Raw genomic sequence first — 16,634 nt, 5'->3', positions numbered from 1 at the left:
ACCCCTCGTAAGGGATTCGGCAACACACGATACGGTGGTGCTTTTGGCATATGCCACAGTCTTCCCGGGGTGACTCGGGTACGCGTTCGGCGTACCCGGGGACGAGACCAAGTCGTAGGCGGTCTACGGGACTTGCCGGGGAGCGGGGCTTCGAGGCGTCGTCGACCGCGTGTTCGTCGGACCTCTGTTCTGCTCCGGGTCGTGGAGGGCCGGCCGGGACGCCAGTTCGACGGGTGTGCGCACGCCCGTCTCCAACGCCCGCACCCCGGCCTCGGCGACCGCGGCGGCGGCGTACCCGTCCCAGGCGCCAGGACCGGTGACCCGGCCCCGGCGGGTGGCGTCCACCCAGCTCTGGACCTCGCGGTCGTAGGCGTCCGCGAACCGCACGAGGTAGTCCTGCGGTACCTCTTCCCGGGTGCTTCCCGCCGCCGTGACCGCCATGCCGCGCGCGTCCCCGATCCGGGCGCTGCCCGCCTCGCAGACGGCCTCGCAGCGCACCTCGTAGCCGAAGCCGCAGTTGACGAAGATCTCGACGTCCACCACGGCACCGCCCTCGGTCTCGAACAGCACGAGCTGCGGGTCGAGCAGCCCCTCGGGCGCACCCGCCGACGGCCGCGGCCGCAGCACGGTCACCGCGGACAGTTCCTGTCCGAGCAGCCAGCGGGCCGCGTCGATCTCGTGCGAGACGGAGCTGTTGACCAGCATGGCCGAAGTGAAGTGCGGCGGAGAGGAGACGTTGCGGTGCACGCAGTGCAGCATCAGGGTCCGGCCCAGCCGCCCGCTGTCCAGGAGGGACCTCAGCCCCTGGTACTCGGCGTCGTAGCGCCGCATGAACCCGATCTGCGCCAGCCTCCTGCCCAGCCGGGCCTCCGCCTCCACCACGCGCAGCGCGCCCGCGGAGTCCGGCACCATCGGCTTCTCGCACAGGACCGGCAGTCCCCGTGCGAAGGCGGCCAGCAGGGCCTCCTCGTGCGCCTCGCCGGGCGAGGCGATCAGGACGGCCCCGACGCCCGGCGCGTCGAGCGCGGCCTCGGCGTCCGTGTGCACGACGACCCCGCCGATCCCGCCCACGGCCTCCTTCGCCCGCTCGGCGTCCGGGTCCGCCACCGCGGCGACCCGGGCGCCGCTCACCACCCGGTCGAGGCGTCGTACATGGTCGGCGCCCATGTGTCCCGCGCCCAGGACCGCCACACCCAGAAGTTCGCTCACGCTCCGCCCGCTCCCTCGCCGTCCGCCGCGCACCCGTGAACAGCGGGTACGTGTACGGCGAACAGGCTTTCACGCTCGTCAAGGGGGGCGCGGGTCCCGGGTGCGGCGGCAGGCGTCAGTACCGCAGCACCCCCGCGATACCGTCCACGTCCCCGAGCGCCCCGTCCGGTACGAACCGGACGTCGGCGCCGGTCTCCAGGCACTGCTCGACGATCTCGTCCACGATGTCCTCCCGGGCGTCGAGGTCGCCGTCCTGGGCCGGGAGCAGGTGCTCGCCGTCGTCGCGCATCGTCACCTTGAAGTTCTCCTCGACGGCCAGCAGCCGGACGCGGCCCGCGTGGGCGCTCTCCCACAGCTCGTCGACCCCGGCGGCGAAGTCCTTGCGGCCACGGGCCGCCTCCAGTTCCCTGGTCAGCGCCTCGACGGACCCGCGCGCCTCGTCGTCGAGCACCGGCCGGACCGCCTGCCAGACCGCCTCGGCGGTGCCGTGCGCGAGTCCGCCGTGCGGGACGAGCACCGCGTCCGCGGCGAGCGCGCCCGCGTCGTCGAACAGGGACAGCGCCGGCTCGGGACCGGTGACGTAGAGCGGCCGGGGACGGGCGCGCAGGATCTTTCCCATCGCGCCGTCGGCGTCACGGAGGAATTTGCGGGTGCCCTCGTCCCGGAAGGTGCTCGGCGCGTCGCCGATCCGCTCCTGGCGTTCGGGGTCGAAGTCCTCCGCGGGCCGGTCGAGCGGGAAGCCGCCGAGATGCTCCTCGACGACCCGGCCCGCGCCGCCGCTCCACAGCTTGACCCGGTCGGCGGCGACCGACAGAACCCAGAACGGCTGCTCGGCGGCCTGGGCGACGACGAGGTCGCGGGTCAGGAAGGTGTCCGAGAGGACCACGCGCTGGGGAACGGAACGCGAGAGGGTCCAGACCTGGTGTTCGCCCGGAGCGGCGAAGATCGCCAGGCCGTCCTCGGCGTATGTCAGGTCGACCTCGGCGAGGGCCCGGTCGAGTTCGCGGGACACCTCCGTACGCCGTTCGCGGCTGACCGCAGGATCGTCCTCCAGCCGCTTCTTGGCCGCGGCGACCGCATTGCGCAGCCGGACGCGGTCCTGGGCGTTGTCCGGCTCACGGCGGTGCGTCGGCGTCAGTACCGACACGGCCGGATACGGGCGGGGGCGCCGCAGTTCGGCGAGGGCGGCGGGACTCAGATCGTGCTCCATGACAGCACGATAGGACCAACGGGCATTCCGGGCATTCGGAGCGACTCGCCGCTCAGTCGGACCCGTCCCCGGCGGACTCGGAGCCGCACGAGCTGCCGTCGGGCGGCAGGGAGCCGTACAGCAGGAAGTCGTCGACCTTGCGGTGCACGCACTCGGAGGACGCGTAGCCGGTGTGTCCCTCGCCGCGGTTGTCCAGGACCACGGCGGAGGGGCCGAGCCGGTCGGCCGTCTCCACCGTCCAGCGGTACGGCGTGGCCGGGTCGCCACGGGTGCCGACGAGCAGCATCCTCGCGGTGTCGAGGTTCTTCACGTCGTTTCGGATGTAGTCGCTGCCCCTGGGCCGGCCGTAGCACATGAGCACCTGGGTGAGCCGGTACCGGCCGAAGACCGGCGAGGCCTCCTCGTACCGTGCGCGCAGCCGGTCCAGGGACCCGGTGACCCGGGCGGCGCTGGGACGGTCGGGGTCGTCGGCGCAGTTGATCGCCATCAGGGCGGCCGGAAGGTTGTCCATGGGGACGTCCTCCTCGTCGGTGAGGCCGGCGCCCTTGTCCTGTCGGACCGGAACCGGCACGCGCTCCCGCCCGCGGACCGGGAAGGTGACGCCGCCGGACGAGAAGCCTTCCAGGCCGCGGGTGTCACCGTCCTCGAGCAACTGCGCCAGCGCCCGCTCCAGCGTGGGCCACAGCTCCTGGCTGTACAGCGCCTGACCGATCGCGCCGACCATGTCCTGTCCGGAGAAGGGCTCGCCGAAGGCCGACGGCACCGGGTCGGAGTCGAGGGAGGCGACGAGCCGTACGATCCGCTCCCGGGCACCCCGGGCGTCCTGGCCGAAGGGGCAGGCGATGTCCCGCACGCACCAGTCGAGGAAGTTGTCCAGCGCGGTCTGCTGCCCCCGGGCGCCGGCCAGCCCCTGCTCGGTCAGCGGTTCCGTCAGCGTGTCCACGCCGTCCAGCACCATCCGGCCGACCTTGTCCGGGAACTGGGCCGCGTACACCGCGCCCAGCCGGGTGCCGTAGGAGAAGCCCAGGTAGTTGAGCCGGTCGTCACCGAGTGCCCGGCGCATCACGTCCAGGTCGCGCGCGGCGTCGACCGTGCCTATGTGGGGCAGCACGGGGCCGGAGTACTTCGCGCACTCGGCCGCCGCGTCCCGCAGCCGCTTCAGCACGTCCCGCGGGTCGGCCATCCCCTCGTCCCCGTCCGTCGCCTCCACGATCTTCAAGGTGGCCGGCCCGCAGGAGACCGGGGAGGACCGGCCGACACCCCGGGGATCGAAGGTCACCACGTCGTAGCCGTTGGTGAGGTGCATGAACTCCTTGCCACCCAGTGCGAGTTCGCTGACACCGGACCCACCGGGCCCGCCGAAGTTCAGCAGGACCGAGCCCCGCGAGCCGCCGGTCGCCCGGTACCGGGCCAGGGCCACGTCCAGGGTCTCGCCCTGGGGACGGGCGTAGTCGAGGGGGACGGTGACCTTGCCGCACTGCAGGTCCTTCGGCATCTCCGTGCCCTCGCACGCCGCCCACTTGACCTTCTGGTCGTAGAACCGGGACAGGCCGGGTCCGGTGTCCCGCGCGGTCGCGGCGGGCAGTCCCGCACCCAGCAGGGCCAGCCCGAGCGCTCCGGTGACCGCGCAGCGCCGGACCGAGGACCGAGTCTCCAGCTTGGCCAGCATCGATGCCTCCCGGGCGCCCCGTCTCGGACCGGTGGTCGGCGCCCTCGCTCACCATAAGCGGGCTTCGCACCCGGCGCCTCCGGACGCTGTCGCCGGTCGAGCGGCGGGCGTGCGGGGGCCCCGACGCTTGTTCGATGGCCCGCCCACTCGATGGAGTGAAAGACCGATAAGCCATAACTCGGATGGTGCGCCCGCGTTTTAACCGGTGCGGGCGAGTGCCCGCGACCATGTCTGGAAGGCAGGGAACCTCATGAGAAGGGCTACCCGAAACGGTGTGCTCGCCCTCGCCGCCTCAGGCGCGCTGGCCGTGACGATGCCGGCGTACGCGGCGTTCGCGTCCGACGGTGCCACCGCCGACGGATCCTCGGCCGGTTCGCCCGGGCTGATCTCCGGCAACACCGTCCAGCTCCCGGTGGACGTGCCGGTCAACGTGTGCGGCAACACCGTGAACGTGGCGGGACTGCTCAACCCGGCCGCTGGCAACAGCTGCGCCAACACCGGGGAGACGCGGCAGTCGCACGAGGCGGCGGGAGCGCCGGGGGGTACGTCCGGCAGCACGCCGGGGCGTACGTCCGGCGGCGCGGTCGCCGAGGGAAGCGGAAAGGATTCGCCGGGCGTTCTCTCCGGCAACGGTGTGGGGTTGCCGGTGCACCTCCCGGTGAACGTCAGCGGCAACAGCGTCAACGTGGTCGGCGTCGGCAACCCGGCCGTCGGCAACGAGTCGGCCAACACCTCCGGCGACCACCCGGAGCCCGCGCGGCCCCCGGCGGGGCCGGAGCCGTCCGCCCCCGAGGAGGAACGCGCCGGGCCCGAGCCGTCCCCGCACGCCGCGCCGCCACGGGAATCGGCGTCCCTCGCCCACACCGGGGCGGACCAGACCCTGCCCGTTCTGGCGGGCGGCGCCGCGTTCCTGCTGGGCGGAGCGGCTCTCTACCGGCGCTTCCGGCCGGGCGCCGAGGGCTGACCAGGCAGGGCCGACCACGCGGCGCACGACGCCCTGCGGCGCACGACGCCCTGCGGCCCCGGCGAACGCGTCGGCGGTGCGAAGCGCCCACCTGGGACTCGGGTCACGGGCCGCCGGGTCGGGGCCTCCAGGCGCGAGTCGCTCCGCCGCCGGTGCGTGCGCCGCTCCCGCGCCGGCCCCGGGCGGCGGGGGACCGCGAGCGCGGCGCCCGCCGCCCGGACGGGCGTCCCGGCCGGCCGCACGCGTGTCCGGCCCTGTCGCTGCGGCGTCCGCGTCTCCGCCCGCGCGCTCCCTGGGCGCGGTGACTCGGTGGGGGCGGGGAAGGCCTGCCCGGCCCGGCCCGTGTCTCCCGCGGCGGATGATCCGGCTTGCGCGCCGGCCCGCTGCCTCCCGCACCCGAGGCGCGGTGCACCGGCCTCCTCCTCCCGGGCCACCGGCCTCTTCCTCCTGGCCCACCGGCCTCGGTCGCGCGCCTCCTTGCCCGTGCGCTCCCTTGCCCGTGCGCCTCCTTGCCCGTGCGCCCCCCTCGGGCCAGGAACGTCGCGGGTAAAAGCGTCGGTGCAACGCGTGGACCCCTCGGTGGGTTGCGGTACCGGGCCCTCCACGGTCGCGCCGGACGCCACTTGGTGGACCGCGAGGATCCGCACCGGCGGTGCGAGGGAGGGCGCCCAACTCCGTCGGGCCGAGCGTCCAGTTGATCCGATGAAGCGACGTACGCGACGCGCCCCAGCCCCGCCCGAGCGTGCGCGGCCGCGCACGCTCGGGCAGTTGTCTTTCGACGTGTACATCGTGCCCGCCGGCACCGACCCGAACGGCTCGTCGCCGGCCACAAGTGCCCCGGCCGCCGGCTCCGCGCAACGGCGCGGGCGGGGCAGTTCGGCGTCCTTCGCGACCATGACGTACGGCCTTCCTCGTGACGTGATCCTCAGCCGTCCGGCCCATGGCTCCGCGCCCCACTCCCGCCTTATTGCTATGGCCAGTCGCGGCAGTTACAGTGTCTAACGAAAGCAATAGCTAGTACGCGCCCGATCCCTCGCCGGCAACGCGCGGGGGCGACGCAGAACGAGACAGAGGAGTGCCATGCCCACCGCCACCTCGCAGCCGCACACCCCGCACGCCGTCCTGGGATCCGGCCCCGCCGGCAGCACGCTCGCTCGTGAGCTGGTGCGCCGGGGTCACGCCGTCCGGCTGGTGGACCGTGCGGCCGACGGTCCCCCGATCGAGGGCGTCCAGCGGTTCGCCGCCGACGTGAGCACGGTCGCCGGCGCCCGCGCCGCCATAGGTGACGCCGCTGTCGTATATCACTGCGTGAATGTCGCCTATCACCTCCAGGTCGAGGTGATGCCCCGCGTCCAGGAGGCCGTCCTGGCCGCCGTCGAGGCGAGCGGCGCCCGGCTGGTCGTGCTCGACACGCTCTACCCGTACGGCGAGACCGGGGGAGCGGTGATGACGGAGGACAGCCCCTGGCAGGCGACCAGCCGAAAGGGCCGGATGCGCGCCGAGCTGGACGAGCGGTACCTCGCGGCCCACCGGTCCGGCCGGGCCCGCGTGGTCCTCGGGCGCAGCGCCGACTTCGTCGGACCGGGCGTCCTCAACTCGTCCCTGGGGGCGGCCGTCTTCCCCGGCGCGCTCACCGGCGGGGAGGTCCTGGGCTTCGGCGACATCGGCCTGCCGCACAGCTACACCCGCATCGAGGACGTGGCGGCCGGTCTCGCGACGCTCGGCGAGCGCGAGGAGGGGGACGGCCGCGTCTGGCACCTGCCCACCGCACCGGCTGTCAGCACCCGCGAGATCCACGCGATGATCGAGAAGCGTGTGGGCCGCCCGCTGAATGTCGTGGTACTGGAGCGGCCGCGCCCCGTCGGCCCGTTCGACGAGCGGTTCATGGCCGAGTACGAGGAGATGTTCTACCAGCACACGGAGCCCCAGATCGTGGACTCCACCGCCTTCGAACGGTCGTTCGCGGTGGCTCCGGCGCCGCTGGTGGACACCGTGGAGGCGACCGTCACCTGGTACGAGGCGTGGCTCGCCGACAGGTGACGGTCGGGCCCTTGACGGCTGGTCGGGCCCTTGATGGCGGGTGGGGCCTCATCGGCCCGGACGCGACCGGGACCGGTCCAGCGCAGCCACGCCGACAGCGGCCAGGGCGATCTGCAGGAGCCACTCGACCCAGTCGACGCCGTCGGTGTCGGCCACGCCGAACACCGACGCGATCCCCGATCCGACGAACGCGGCGAGGACGCCGACGAGGACCGTCCACAGGATGCCGATGCGCTGCCGGCCCGGAATCACCAGCCGGCCCAGTACGCCGATGACGACACCGATGACGATGGCGCTGATGATGCCGTCGATCTCCATCTCCACCCCTCTTCCTCAGGACCGGGACCTCGCAGGAGTGCGTCTGCCCACTGCGGACGGGTGCAGTCCGCCGGTCCCCGTCCTCAGTGGGCACTGACACGTGCGCGGGCCGGCCCGCGAGTGCGGGACCGGTCCGTGCCGCTTCCTTCCCGTTGTCTCTAGGGCTTGCGGGGAGCGCTCCGCGCCGCCGTACCGGCGCAGACCATGCCCAGGATCAGGGCCAGGGCGCCGATGATGATGTTGTTCCAGATGACGCCGGCGTCCGGGCTCGAACCGACGATCCACGGCGAGATGATCATCCACACTCCGATCGCGCACATGGCCCAGCTGAGGCCGTACATGCGTTCCGGGGCGCGGGTGAATCCGAGGGCCAGCAGACCGATGGCGATGCCCACGATCAGGTTGTGGGCCACGAGTGAGGGCTGGCTGGTGGTGAAGTGGAGTATCCACGGGGACACGGCACAGTAGAGGCCGAGCAGGAACACCGGCCCGTCCACGAGTGCCACGTCGCGACCACCGAGCATGCGCGCGTAGCGCGCCTGCATTTCCGGAGCGTCCGGGTGGCTGGTCATGTCACCTCGGGGGTGCGAGACGTTGGCCATGAGTCGTCTCCTTTGACTTGCAGGGCCGACCGCTTCTGGTGCGGTGTGCGGTAGCGCCGCATACATACATTCTGCTCTTATTTCTCCCTTATGTGTAGTGGTGGGCGGGCCGGGATCTCCCGGCCGTGTGATCACCCAGCGGCGGCGGAGTCCCGCGGGCCCCTCCCCGCGCCCGTGTGCGTCGCGCGGCCGCGCTCCGAGAGCGGCCCGGTTCTCCGCGGCCGTGCTCGACGGCGCCCGCCACACCGACCCGCCGCCTCGTCACCAGCTCGCCGCACCGGTCCGGCACCGCCCTGCGAGTGGCTCCCCGCGCCGCCCGAACCCGGCCGTCGCGCGGGCCGGTTGAGCCCGCGGCTTCCCATGTCCCGGGTGCCGTACTCCCGTAGAGGGATCCGCCGGGGGATTCCGCCGCGCCCGCTTCCCGGGAGAGCCCACGGCCACCGTCCCGTCCGTCTCCGGCAGTGCCTCCCCCGGCGGGGCACCCCGCCCCGGCGCTTGTACCGCCCTGGTCGGCACCCGGACGAGGTCGCGGAACGGGTCGCCGAGTAACACGCCGTCGGCATCGACGAGTTCACCCTCTCCGGCCGTCCGTCCCCGGAGGGGGCCTCCTGCTGCGGGGGAGGGCGTCCTGCCCCGCCTCACCGCCCGAGGGGTGCGGTGCCGCCCGGGACGTGCACCGGCCGACCGCGCCGCCACCCCGGTGCCGGTCGGGCGTCCGGGGCCGGACCGGCACCGGCCCACCGGGGCTCGCCCACCGGCACCGGCCGACCGGCACCGGCCCACCGGGGCTCGCCCAACGGCACCGTGTGCGTGAGGCGTCCGTCAACCCGACGGCCGGGCCGTCGGGTTGACTGGTCTACACCCTTGACTGGTACAGACCAACACGGTTGAGTGTGCCTCCACACCCCCACCACGGCCGCCCCCACGCCGTGGCCGGTCCGACCGGCACGTGCGCACAGGGTTCCGTTCCGCTCCGCCCTTGTACGGGAGCGGCCGTGCTCCGCCGTAAGGAGACAGACCTGTGTCGAGGCGCCGTATATCCGCCGTGGTGACCGCACTCGCCCTCGCGGGCGCCGTTCCCGTGCTCATGCCCGCGGGCGAGGCTTCGGCCGCCGCCTGTTCGAGCTACCCCGCCTGGTCGGCCGACGCGAACTACAACACCGGCGACATCGTCCGCTACACCGACGGCAAGGCCTACATCGCCGAGCATGCCAACCCGGGTTACGACCCGCTCATCAGCACCTGGTACTGGGACCCGTACGCCTGCGACGGCGGCTCCGGAACGCCGGTCGGCAACTTCGTCGTCAGCGAGGCCCAGTTCAACCAGATGTTCCCGGGCCGGAACTCCTTCTACACCTACAGTGGCCTCACCGCCGCGCTCAGCGCCTACCCGGGCTTCGCCAACACCGGCAGCGACACCACCAGGAAGCAGGAGGCCGCGGCCTTCCTCGCCAACGTCAGCCACGAGACCGGCGGGCTGGTGCACATCGTCGAGCAGAACACCGCCAACTACCCCCACTACTGCGACTGGAACCAGCCCTACGGCTGCCCGGCGGGACAGGCCGCCTACTACGGGCGCGGCCCGATCCAGCTCAGCTGGAACTTCAACTACAAGGCGGCGGGCGACGCGCTCGGCATCGATCTGCTGAACAACCCCTGGCTGGTGCAGAACGACTCGGCCGTGGCCTGGAAGACCGGCCTCTGGTACTGGAACACCCAGTCAGGCCCCGGCACCATGACCCCGCACAACGCGATGGTCAACGGCGCCGGCTTCGGCCAGACCATCCGCTCCATCAACGGCTCCCTGGAGTGCGACGGCAGGAACCCCGCCCAGGTCCAGAGCCGGGTCACCAAGTACCAGCAGTTCAGCCAGATCCTCGGTGTCTCTCCGGGCGGAAACCTGTACTGCTGATCTTTCCCGGGTGTGCGGAACTCCGCCGATGACCGCGGAGACGATCACCGCGGAGTCCGCGGGCACCCGGCACCCCGGCGACCTGCCCGTCCGCCGCGTCGGCCTCGGCGCGACGCGGCGGACGGGCAGTGCCGCCTTCCTCCTCGGCACCCCGAGCGACCGCGAGCGCTCCCTCGCCGTGCTGCGCCGGGCCGTCGAACCCGGCGTCGGCCACATCGACACCGCCGCCTTCTGCTTCTCCTCCCCGCGCTCCGCGAACGAGCTGGTCAACAGCGCACTCACGCCCCGCGCCGACGACCTGGTGGCCGCCACCAGGGCCGGCCCGTACCGTGGCTGGCCGGGGGAGCGGGACACCTCCCCCCGCCCCGAGGACCCGCGCGGGGCCGGAAGGTCCGACGCACCCGCGCGGCCCCGCGCGTGCTAGGCCCTGTCGTCGAAGCCCCGTCTGCCCGGCGGCGTCATGCAGGTACTCTCGCCGTACCGGGCCCTGACCCGGGTACCTCCCGTACGAGGCCCAGGACGCGGCACACCGAGAGCACGCACCTGACGCCGCGGGGCCGTCCTCCGGGCGACGACGCGAGTTCGACGACAGGACCTAGACCGTCCAGGCACCGTCACGCATGATGTGCCGCTTCCCGAGCTCGCGCTGTTCGTGCCAGGCCTGCACCGCGAGCGGGCGCACCCGGAACCAGGCGTACGACGGGCTGTCCTCGCGGGGGTCCCAGCCGGTCTTGCCGTGGAACGCCCCGGCCGCCGCGGACGGCACCTCCCGCAGACCGAACGTCTCCACCTCGCCGTCGATCAGCACGACGTCCCGGGTGTGCCCGAACGCCAGCCGCACCCGTCCGCCGTCCCGCAGGTTGCGGCCGGTCGGGTTGGTGAGCCGGGTGCACAGCCACACCGACCCCGCGTGCCACACGAACCACAGCGGCACCAGGCACGGCAGCCCCTCGGCGTCCGCCGTGGCCACCCAGATGTCCCTCTCCCGTTCCAGCCGGTCCAGCACGTCCTGCCTGCGCTGCCCGGGCTCACGCGGCGGCGGGGTGATCTTCATGGCCGTGACGGTAGCGGAGGGGCCGCGCCCGCACCTCGGGCCCGAGGCGTAGGTCCGGAGAACGACACCGGGACCCCCAGACTGGCGCCGCGACGGGTTTTACGTATAACCTCTCCCGTCAATCGCTCCTCCGAAAGGTCCCGATGGCACACATCGCCCTGGTCGCCCTCGTCGTCGACGACTACGACGAGGCGATCCGCTTCTACACCGAGACTCTCGGCTTCCGCCTCGCCGAGGACACGCCCCGGCCCGACGGCTCCCGCTGGGTCGTCGTCGAGCCCGGCGGTCCCGCGCCGGGCACCGCCCTGCTGCTGGCGCGTGCCAAGGGCGAGGCCCAGCGTTCCCGGATCGGCGACCAGACGGGCGGGCGCGTCGGGTTCTTCCTGCACACCGACGACCTCGCCCGTGACCACGACCGCATGACCGCCGCGGGTGTGACCTTCCTGGAGGAACCCCGGCACGAGAGCTACGGCTCGGTCGCCGTCTTCCAGGACCTGTACGGCAACCGCTGGGACCTGCTCCAGCCCGTCGCCCCCTGATCCGCCCCGCCCCTGATCCGTCCCCAGCCCCGTATTCGCGCACCGACCCCGCCGAGGAACCACCGCACATGTCATCTACGCGCATAGACACCGAGACCCTCCGCCGCCTTCCCAAAGCGGTCCTCCACGACCACCTCGACGGCGGCCTGCGCCCTGCGACCGTCGTGGAGCTGGCGGAGAGCGTCGGCCACACCCTGCCCACCACCGACCCCGACGCCCTGGCCGCCTGGTACTACGAGGCCGCCAACTCCGGTGACCTGGTGCGCTACATCGCCACCTTCGAGCACACCCTCGCAGTGATGCAGAACCGCGAGGGACTGCTGCGCACCGCCGAGGAGTACGTCCTGGACCTCGCCGCCGACGGCGTCGTCTACGGCGAGGTCCGCTACGCCCCCGAGCTGATGACGAACGGCGGGCTGAACCTCGCCGAGGTGGTCGAGACCGTCCAGGAGGGCCTGGCGGCCGGCATGGCCAAGGCGGTGGCAGCGGGTACCCCGGTCCGCGTCGGCACCCTGCTGTGCGGGATGCGGATGTTCGACCGCACCCGGGAGACGGCCGACCTGGCGGTCGCCTTCCGGGACGCCGGTGTCGTCGGCTTCGACATCGCAGGCGCCGAGGACGGCTTCCCGCCCGCGGACCACCTCGACGCCTTCGAGCACCTGCGCCGCGAGAACGTGCCCTTCACCATCCACGCCGGCGAGGCGCACGGCCTGGCCAGCATCCACCAGGCCCTCCAGGTGTGCGGCGCCCAGCGCATCGGGCACGGTGTGCGCATCACCGACGACATCCCCGACCTCGCGGCGGGCAAGCTCGGCCGGCTCGCCGCCTGGGTGCGCGACCGCCGCATCGCCCTGGAGATGTGTCCGACCTCCAACCTCCAGACCGGCGCCGCCACCTCCATCGCCGAGCACCCGATCACCGCGCTCAGGGACCTCGGCTTCCGCGTCACCCTCAACACCGACAACCGCCTCGTCTCGGGCACGACGATGACGCGCGAGATGGCCCTGCTGGTCGAGCAGGCGGGCTGGAGCGTCCAGGACCTGCGCACGGTCACGGTGAACGCCCTCAAGAGCGCCTTCGCCCCCTTCGACGAGCGCAGGGCCCTGATCGAGGACGTCGTCCTGCCGGGCTACGACGCCGCGCTCTGAACGAGCCCGCGCACATAGGCGGCCTGTCCGACGTGCTGGAGATCGTCGGACAGGACGCTGACCAGCCGCACGGCGAGTGTGACCGGCGGATCCCAGTTGTCGTCCACGACCCGCTCCAGGTCCGCGGCGGCCAGGGAGCGCAGGGCCCCGAGCGTCTGCTCGTGCACGGCGTCGTAGTAGCCCGTCAGCAGGCCTGCCGAGTCGACCCGCACCTTGGCGACCTTCGCCGGGCTGTGGCCGTAACCGGTGTCATGGCGGGGCAGGCCGAGGCCGAAGCGCTTCTCCCAGTCCCGGGTCAGCCACACCTGGTCGAGCCCGAAGGCGTCCGCGACGTGGTCGTCCTGGACGCGGGTGAGGTGCCAGACCAGCCAGGCGACGGAGTTGGCGTCTTCGGCCGGGCGGGCGTTCAGGCCGTCGGGGTCCAGGCCCTCGACGGCGGCGTGGACTTCTTCCTGGATACGGCCGTAGGCCTCGATGAGGATGTCCTTCGCATGCATACGTCCACCATCGCGCAGTCCACCCGCTCGCGCCCCCCGTTCAGGCGCTTCCCGCGTCCAGCAGCCCCATCAGTGCCCGGGCCGCGGGACTGGTGGCCTGCGCGGGCGGCAACAGCGCGATCGTCTCGTACTCCGTCCCCTCCACGTCCTTGAGCGGCAGTGAGGTGAGGGTGGCCCGCTTGTGCCTGAAGTGCCGGGGCACGACCGCGATGCCGAGGTTCTCGTCGACCAGGTCGAGCAGACCGTGCACGTCGTTCACCTCCAGCGGCACGGTGCGGCGTACGCCCGCCGCGGCGAAGACGGCGTCGGTGACGCGCCGCGGACCCCAGTCCGGATGGAAGTCGACGAAGACCTCGTCGGCGAGATCGTGCGGAGTGAGTACCGCGCCGTCCGCCGCGAGCCGGTGGCCGGGGTGGCACAGCACCGTCATCGGCTCGCCGGCCAGCGAGACCGAACGCAGCTGGTCCGTGTCCGCCTGGGTGCGGTAGGCGAAGGCCAGGTCGAGCCGCCCCGCCGCGACCTCCTCCGCCAGCTCGCCGGAGCCCGCCTGCCGCAGCCGGATCTCCACGTCGGGGTGCTGTCGCCGGAACGCGGCCAGCAGCCGGGCCACCGGCACCCCGGCGATGCACTGTTCGGCGCCCAACGACAGCGTCCCGCGCAGCACCCCCTGCACCGCGGCGACCGCCTCGTGCGCCGACCGCACCTGGGCGAGGATCCGCTGCGCCTCGCCCAGCAGTGCCCGCCCGGCCTCCGTCAGCGTCACCCGACGGGTCGTGCGGACGAACAGCGGCGCCCGCAGCTCCCGCTCCAGAGCCCGGACGGACGCCGACAGGCCGGACTGGGACACCAGCAGCCGCTCCGCCGCTCGGGTGAAGTGCTGGTCCTCGGCTACCGCCACGAAGTGCTGGAGATGACGCAGTTCCATGATTGAGAAGCGTAACCGCGCAATCCCATCGGATTCTTCTGTTGGACCACTGCCCGCAGGTCACGCGAGAGTGGAGGACGGTTCCGCCCAAGCCCCGTACCGCGGGAGCCAACCCCCTGGAGTCGCGTTGTACACCGCACACCCCGACCGCTACGCGGAGATGCCCTACCGGCGCACCGGACGCAGCGGCCTGAAACTCCCCGCGCTCTCGCTCGGCCTGTGGCACAACTTCGGCCCGGACCGCCCCGTCGAGACCCAGCGCGCCATCCTGCGCCGCGCCTTCGATCTCGGCGTCACCCACTTCGACCTCGCCAACAACTACGGTCCGCCCCCCGGCTCCGCCGAGTCGGCGCTCGGCGAGGCCCTGAAGGCCGACTTCGCGCCGTACCGCGACGAGCTGGTCATCTCCACCAAGGCCGGCTACCTGATGTGGCCCGGCCCGTACGGCGAGTGGGGTTCGCGCAAGTCCCTGCTCTCCTCGCTCGACCAGAGCCTGAACCGGATGGGCCTGGACCACGTCGACATCTTCTACTCGCACCGCCCCGACCCGGAGACTCCCCTCGAGGAGACGATGGGCGCGCTGCACACCGCCGTGCAGCAGGGCAAGGCGCTGTACGTCGGCGTCTCCAACTACTCGCCGGAGCAGACCCGTGAGGCCGCCCGCATCCTCGCCGGGCTGGGCACCCCGCTGCTGATCCACCAGCCGCGCTACTCCATGCTCGACCGCCGCCCCGAGACCAGCGGCCTGCTGGACGCCCTCGACGAGCTGAAAGTCGGTTCCATCGCCTACTCCCCGCTGGAGCAGGGGCTGCTGACCGGCCGCTACCTGAACGGCATCCCCGAGGACTCGCGGGCCGCGAGCGACAGCCCCTTCCTGAACTCCGACGCGGTCACCGGGGAACTGGTCGGCAAGCTGCGCGCCCTGGACGAGATCGCCAAGTCCCGCGGCCAGACGCCGGCCCAGATGGCCCTGGCCTGGGTGCTCCGCCAGGGACGCGTGACCTCCGCCCTGGTCGGCGCGAGCAGCCCGCGGCAGCTCGAGGACAGCGTCGCGGCCATCGGCAACCTCGACTTCGACGCGGGCGAACTGGCCCGCATCGACAAGATCGTCGAGGGCTAAGTGGTGTCTTAGCATGTCACGCCCCGGCGGTGGCTTGCTGCCCCGCTCTCGATGCCCGACGGCATCCTGCGGGAGACGGGAACACGGGACGCCGCAAGGCGCCCCAGTTTCTCCCGTTCCGGCGAATCCGTTCCTGCACTATGCGTTCGACATGTGGATGGGCCGGGAGTTCCCGACCGTCCAGTTCGAACGCTATGCGGATGGCGCGGTGATCCACTGTGCCACCGAGCGCCAGGCCAAGCAGGTCCTGGATGCGCTCACGGGCAGGATGGCCAAGGCCGGACTGGGACTTCATCCGGCCAGGACCCGGATCGTGTACTGCAGGGACGGCAACCGCCGGGGTTCTCATGAGCACACGGCCTTCACGTTCCTCGGCTACACGTTCCGCGCCGGGAGGAACCGGAGTCGGCACGGGAACCAGTTCCCGTCAATCGAACCGGCGGTCAGCGAAGACGCTGTGAAGAAGATGGGGCGGGAGGTGCGTTCCTGGCACCTGCACACCCGCTCAGACCTCTCCTTCACCGAGGCCGGGCACTCAAGCAGGGCCGGCTCCATACCCGCGGTCGTACCGGGACCCAGGGCGGACACCACGGTCAGATGTGACCCCGCAGGCAGTCACGCGGCGTCGGAGGCGAGCGCTTCCTTCACGGTGGCGAAACCGGCGGCGAAACCGGCGGCGTGCGGGACGACGGGCCGGTATCCCAGTTCGGCCACGGCTTTGTCGGTGCGCAGCGTGCACGGTCGTCCGACGAACCACCCTGCGGGCACCGGCACCACCTGGGCGGCGGTGTCGGCGTCCAAATCGGGGATGGGCGCGTCGACGCCGTAGAGCGAGAAGAGTGTCTCCAGGAAATCCCGCAGGATGACCGGATGCTGGTCGGTGACGAAGTACGCCCGACCCGGCCGGCCGTGCCGCCAGTCGAGTATCAGACCTTCGACGGCGTTGTCCACGTACGTCACATCGGTGGTGTGCCGGCCGCCGTGGGGAGTGTTCGTTTACCGGACACACCCCCAAAGGCGGTGCCCCGGCCTCGCTCACCGGCTCCGAGGAGAAGCGCGCCGTGTCGTGGTGCCCGTCCACGGCACCGGACAGCCGGAAGACGAAGCCGGGGAACCGCTCGTGCGCCGCCGTGCTCACGCCGCGATCTGCTCGTGGCCCCGGACGCCGGTCAGGGGGTCGGCGCAGCCGCCGTTATTGGTCCAGGCCGCGGCGACCGCCTTGGCCCGCGCGTCCGGTCCGGCGGCCCAGGCCTCGAAGCGGCGGGCGACGGCGTCCCCGTGGCGACGGGCGGGTGCGGACACGGCGATCAGCCTCCACCGCACCGGAAGGGCGTGCCCTGGTCAGGGGCCGGACTCCGGACTCGGTGACCCGAACCCGCGACCATGTCCGCGCCCGTCGTCGGCGTCGGTCACCCCCGAGGCCGCGC

At 72.5% G+C, this 16,634-nt stretch carries 15 protein-coding genes and 3 pseudogenes; 8 read left to right on the top strand and 10 right to left on the bottom strand.

Going from position 1 to position 16,634, the window contains the following annotated elements:
- Positions 1-123: 123 nt before the first annotated feature.
- The 3 genes from ACGFYH_RS24060 to ACGFYH_RS24050 form a co-directional block, all read right to left on the bottom strand.
- Positions 124-1,209, bottom strand: coding sequence for a Gfo/Idh/MocA family protein (locus ACGFYH_RS24060; protein ID WP_393805220.1), 1,086 nt, complete (start codon positions 1,207-1,209; stop codon positions 124-126).
- Between the two features lie 115 nt (positions 1,210-1,324).
- Complete coding sequence (locus ACGFYH_RS24055; protein WP_393805219.1) at positions 1,325-2,419, bottom strand: chemotaxis protein; 1,095 nt, start codon at positions 2,417-2,419, stop codon at positions 1,325-1,327.
- Positions 2,420-2,471: 52 nt separating this feature from the next.
- Positions 2,472-4,088: an alpha/beta hydrolase gene (locus ACGFYH_RS24050; RefSeq protein ID WP_393805218.1), complete on the bottom strand. Its 1,617-nt coding sequence runs from the start codon at positions 4,086-4,088 to the stop codon at positions 2,472-2,474.
- Positions 4,089-4,338: 250 nt separating this feature from the next.
- Here ACGFYH_RS24050 and ACGFYH_RS24045 point away from each other — a divergent pair, with 250 nt between their 5' ends.
- Positions 4,339-5,052, top strand: a complete 714-nt coding sequence (locus ACGFYH_RS24045) for a chaplin family protein (protein WP_393805217.1) — start codon at positions 4,339-4,341, stop codon at positions 5,050-5,052.
- Between the two features lie 1,080 nt (positions 5,053-6,132).
- Positions 6,133-7,092, top strand: coding sequence for an NAD-dependent epimerase/dehydratase family protein (locus tag ACGFYH_RS24040; RefSeq protein WP_393805216.1), 960 nt, complete (start codon positions 6,133-6,135; stop codon positions 7,090-7,092).
- A 48-nt stretch (positions 7,093-7,140) separates the two neighbouring features.
- Here ACGFYH_RS24040 and ACGFYH_RS24035 read toward each other — a convergent pair whose 3' ends face one another.
- Together ACGFYH_RS24035 and ACGFYH_RS24030 are read right to left on the bottom strand one after the other, a co-directional pair.
- A complete protein-coding gene (locus ACGFYH_RS24035) occupies positions 7,141-7,410 on the bottom strand; it encodes a GlsB/YeaQ/YmgE family stress response membrane protein (RefSeq protein ID WP_393805267.1) in 270 nt (89 codons plus the stop codon).
- A 158-nt stretch (positions 7,411-7,568) separates the two neighbouring features.
- Entirely contained in the window at positions 7,569-8,012 is a 444-nt protein-coding gene (locus tag ACGFYH_RS24030; RefSeq protein ID WP_393805215.1) for an SPW repeat protein, read from the bottom strand.
- Between the two features lie 1,021 nt (positions 8,013-9,033).
- Between ACGFYH_RS24030 and ACGFYH_RS24025 the strand changes: the two genes are divergently transcribed.
- Positions 9,034-9,924 carry a glycoside hydrolase family 19 protein gene (locus ACGFYH_RS24025; protein WP_393805214.1) on the top strand — a complete coding sequence of 297 codons (891 nt, stop codon included), beginning with the start codon at positions 9,034-9,036 and terminating at the stop codon, positions 9,922-9,924.
- A 28-nt stretch (positions 9,925-9,952) separates the two neighbouring features.
- Positions 9,953-10,303 (top strand): annotated as a pseudogene (locus ACGFYH_RS24020) (aldo/keto reductase); the annotation flags it as partial.
- Positions 10,304-10,519: 216 nt separating this feature from the next.
- Here the strand turns inward: ACGFYH_RS24020 and ACGFYH_RS24015 are convergent.
- Entirely contained in the window at positions 10,520-10,978 is a 459-nt protein-coding gene (locus ACGFYH_RS24015; RefSeq protein ID WP_393805213.1) for a pyridoxamine 5'-phosphate oxidase family protein, read from the bottom strand.
- A 143-nt stretch (positions 10,979-11,121) separates the two neighbouring features.
- On the opposite strand from ACGFYH_RS24015, the gene ACGFYH_RS24010 reads away from it, so the two are divergent.
- The gene (locus ACGFYH_RS24010; protein WP_393805212.1) at positions 11,122-11,517 is read left to right on the top strand and encodes a VOC family protein; all 396 of its coding nucleotides are present in this window, start codon (positions 11,122-11,124) and stop codon (positions 11,515-11,517) included.
- A 68-nt stretch (positions 11,518-11,585) separates the two neighbouring features.
- A complete protein-coding gene (locus tag ACGFYH_RS24005; protein WP_393805211.1) occupies positions 11,586-12,665 on the top strand; it encodes an adenosine deaminase in 1,080 nt (359 codons plus the stop codon).
- Here ACGFYH_RS24005 and ACGFYH_RS24000 read toward each other — a convergent pair.
- The gene (locus ACGFYH_RS24000; protein ID WP_393805210.1) at positions 12,647-13,162 is read right to left on the bottom strand and encodes a DinB family protein; all 516 of its coding nucleotides are present in this window, start codon (positions 13,160-13,162) and stop codon (positions 12,647-12,649) included. The two genes, ACGFYH_RS24005 and ACGFYH_RS24000, sit on opposite strands and share 19 nt — an antisense overlap.
- A 40-nt stretch (positions 13,163-13,202) precedes the next feature.
- Positions 13,203-14,087 carry a LysR family transcriptional regulator gene (locus tag ACGFYH_RS23995; RefSeq protein WP_393805209.1) on the bottom strand — a complete coding sequence of 295 codons (885 nt, stop codon included), beginning with the start codon at positions 14,085-14,087 and terminating at the stop codon, positions 13,203-13,205.
- 127 nt (positions 14,088-14,214) lie between these two features.
- Between ACGFYH_RS23995 and mgrA the strand changes: the two genes are divergently transcribed.
- Both mgrA and ACGFYH_RS23985 read left to right on the top strand, forming a co-directional pair.
- Positions 14,215-15,207: an L-glyceraldehyde 3-phosphate reductase gene (gene mgrA / locus ACGFYH_RS23990; RefSeq protein ID WP_393805208.1), complete on the top strand. Its 993-nt coding sequence runs from the start codon at positions 14,215-14,217 to the stop codon at positions 15,205-15,207.
- A gap of 13 nt (positions 15,208-15,220) precedes the next feature.
- Positions 15,221-15,532 (top strand): annotated as a pseudogene (locus ACGFYH_RS23985) (reverse transcriptase domain-containing protein); the annotation flags it as partial.
- A 290-nt stretch (positions 15,533-15,822) separates the two neighbouring features.
- Here the strand turns inward: ACGFYH_RS23985 and ACGFYH_RS23980 are convergent.
- The gene (locus ACGFYH_RS23980) at positions 15,823-16,167 is read right to left on the bottom strand and encodes a hypothetical protein (RefSeq protein ID WP_393805269.1); all 345 of its coding nucleotides are present in this window, start codon (positions 16,165-16,167) and stop codon (positions 15,823-15,825) included.
- A 52-nt stretch (positions 16,168-16,219) separates the two neighbouring features.
- Positions 16,220-16,509, bottom strand: a pseudogene (locus ACGFYH_RS23975) (nuclear transport factor 2 family protein); the annotation flags it as partial.
- Positions 16,510-16,634: the final 125 nt, after the last annotated feature.

This window comes from Streptomyces sp. NPDC048392 (assembly GCF_043200575.1).
Taxonomy (GTDB): Bacteria; Actinomycetota; Actinomycetes; order Streptomycetales; family Streptomycetaceae; genus Streptomyces.
Note: the sequence above shows the minus strand (reverse complement) of the source record. Positions and strands in the feature narration are given on the sequence as shown.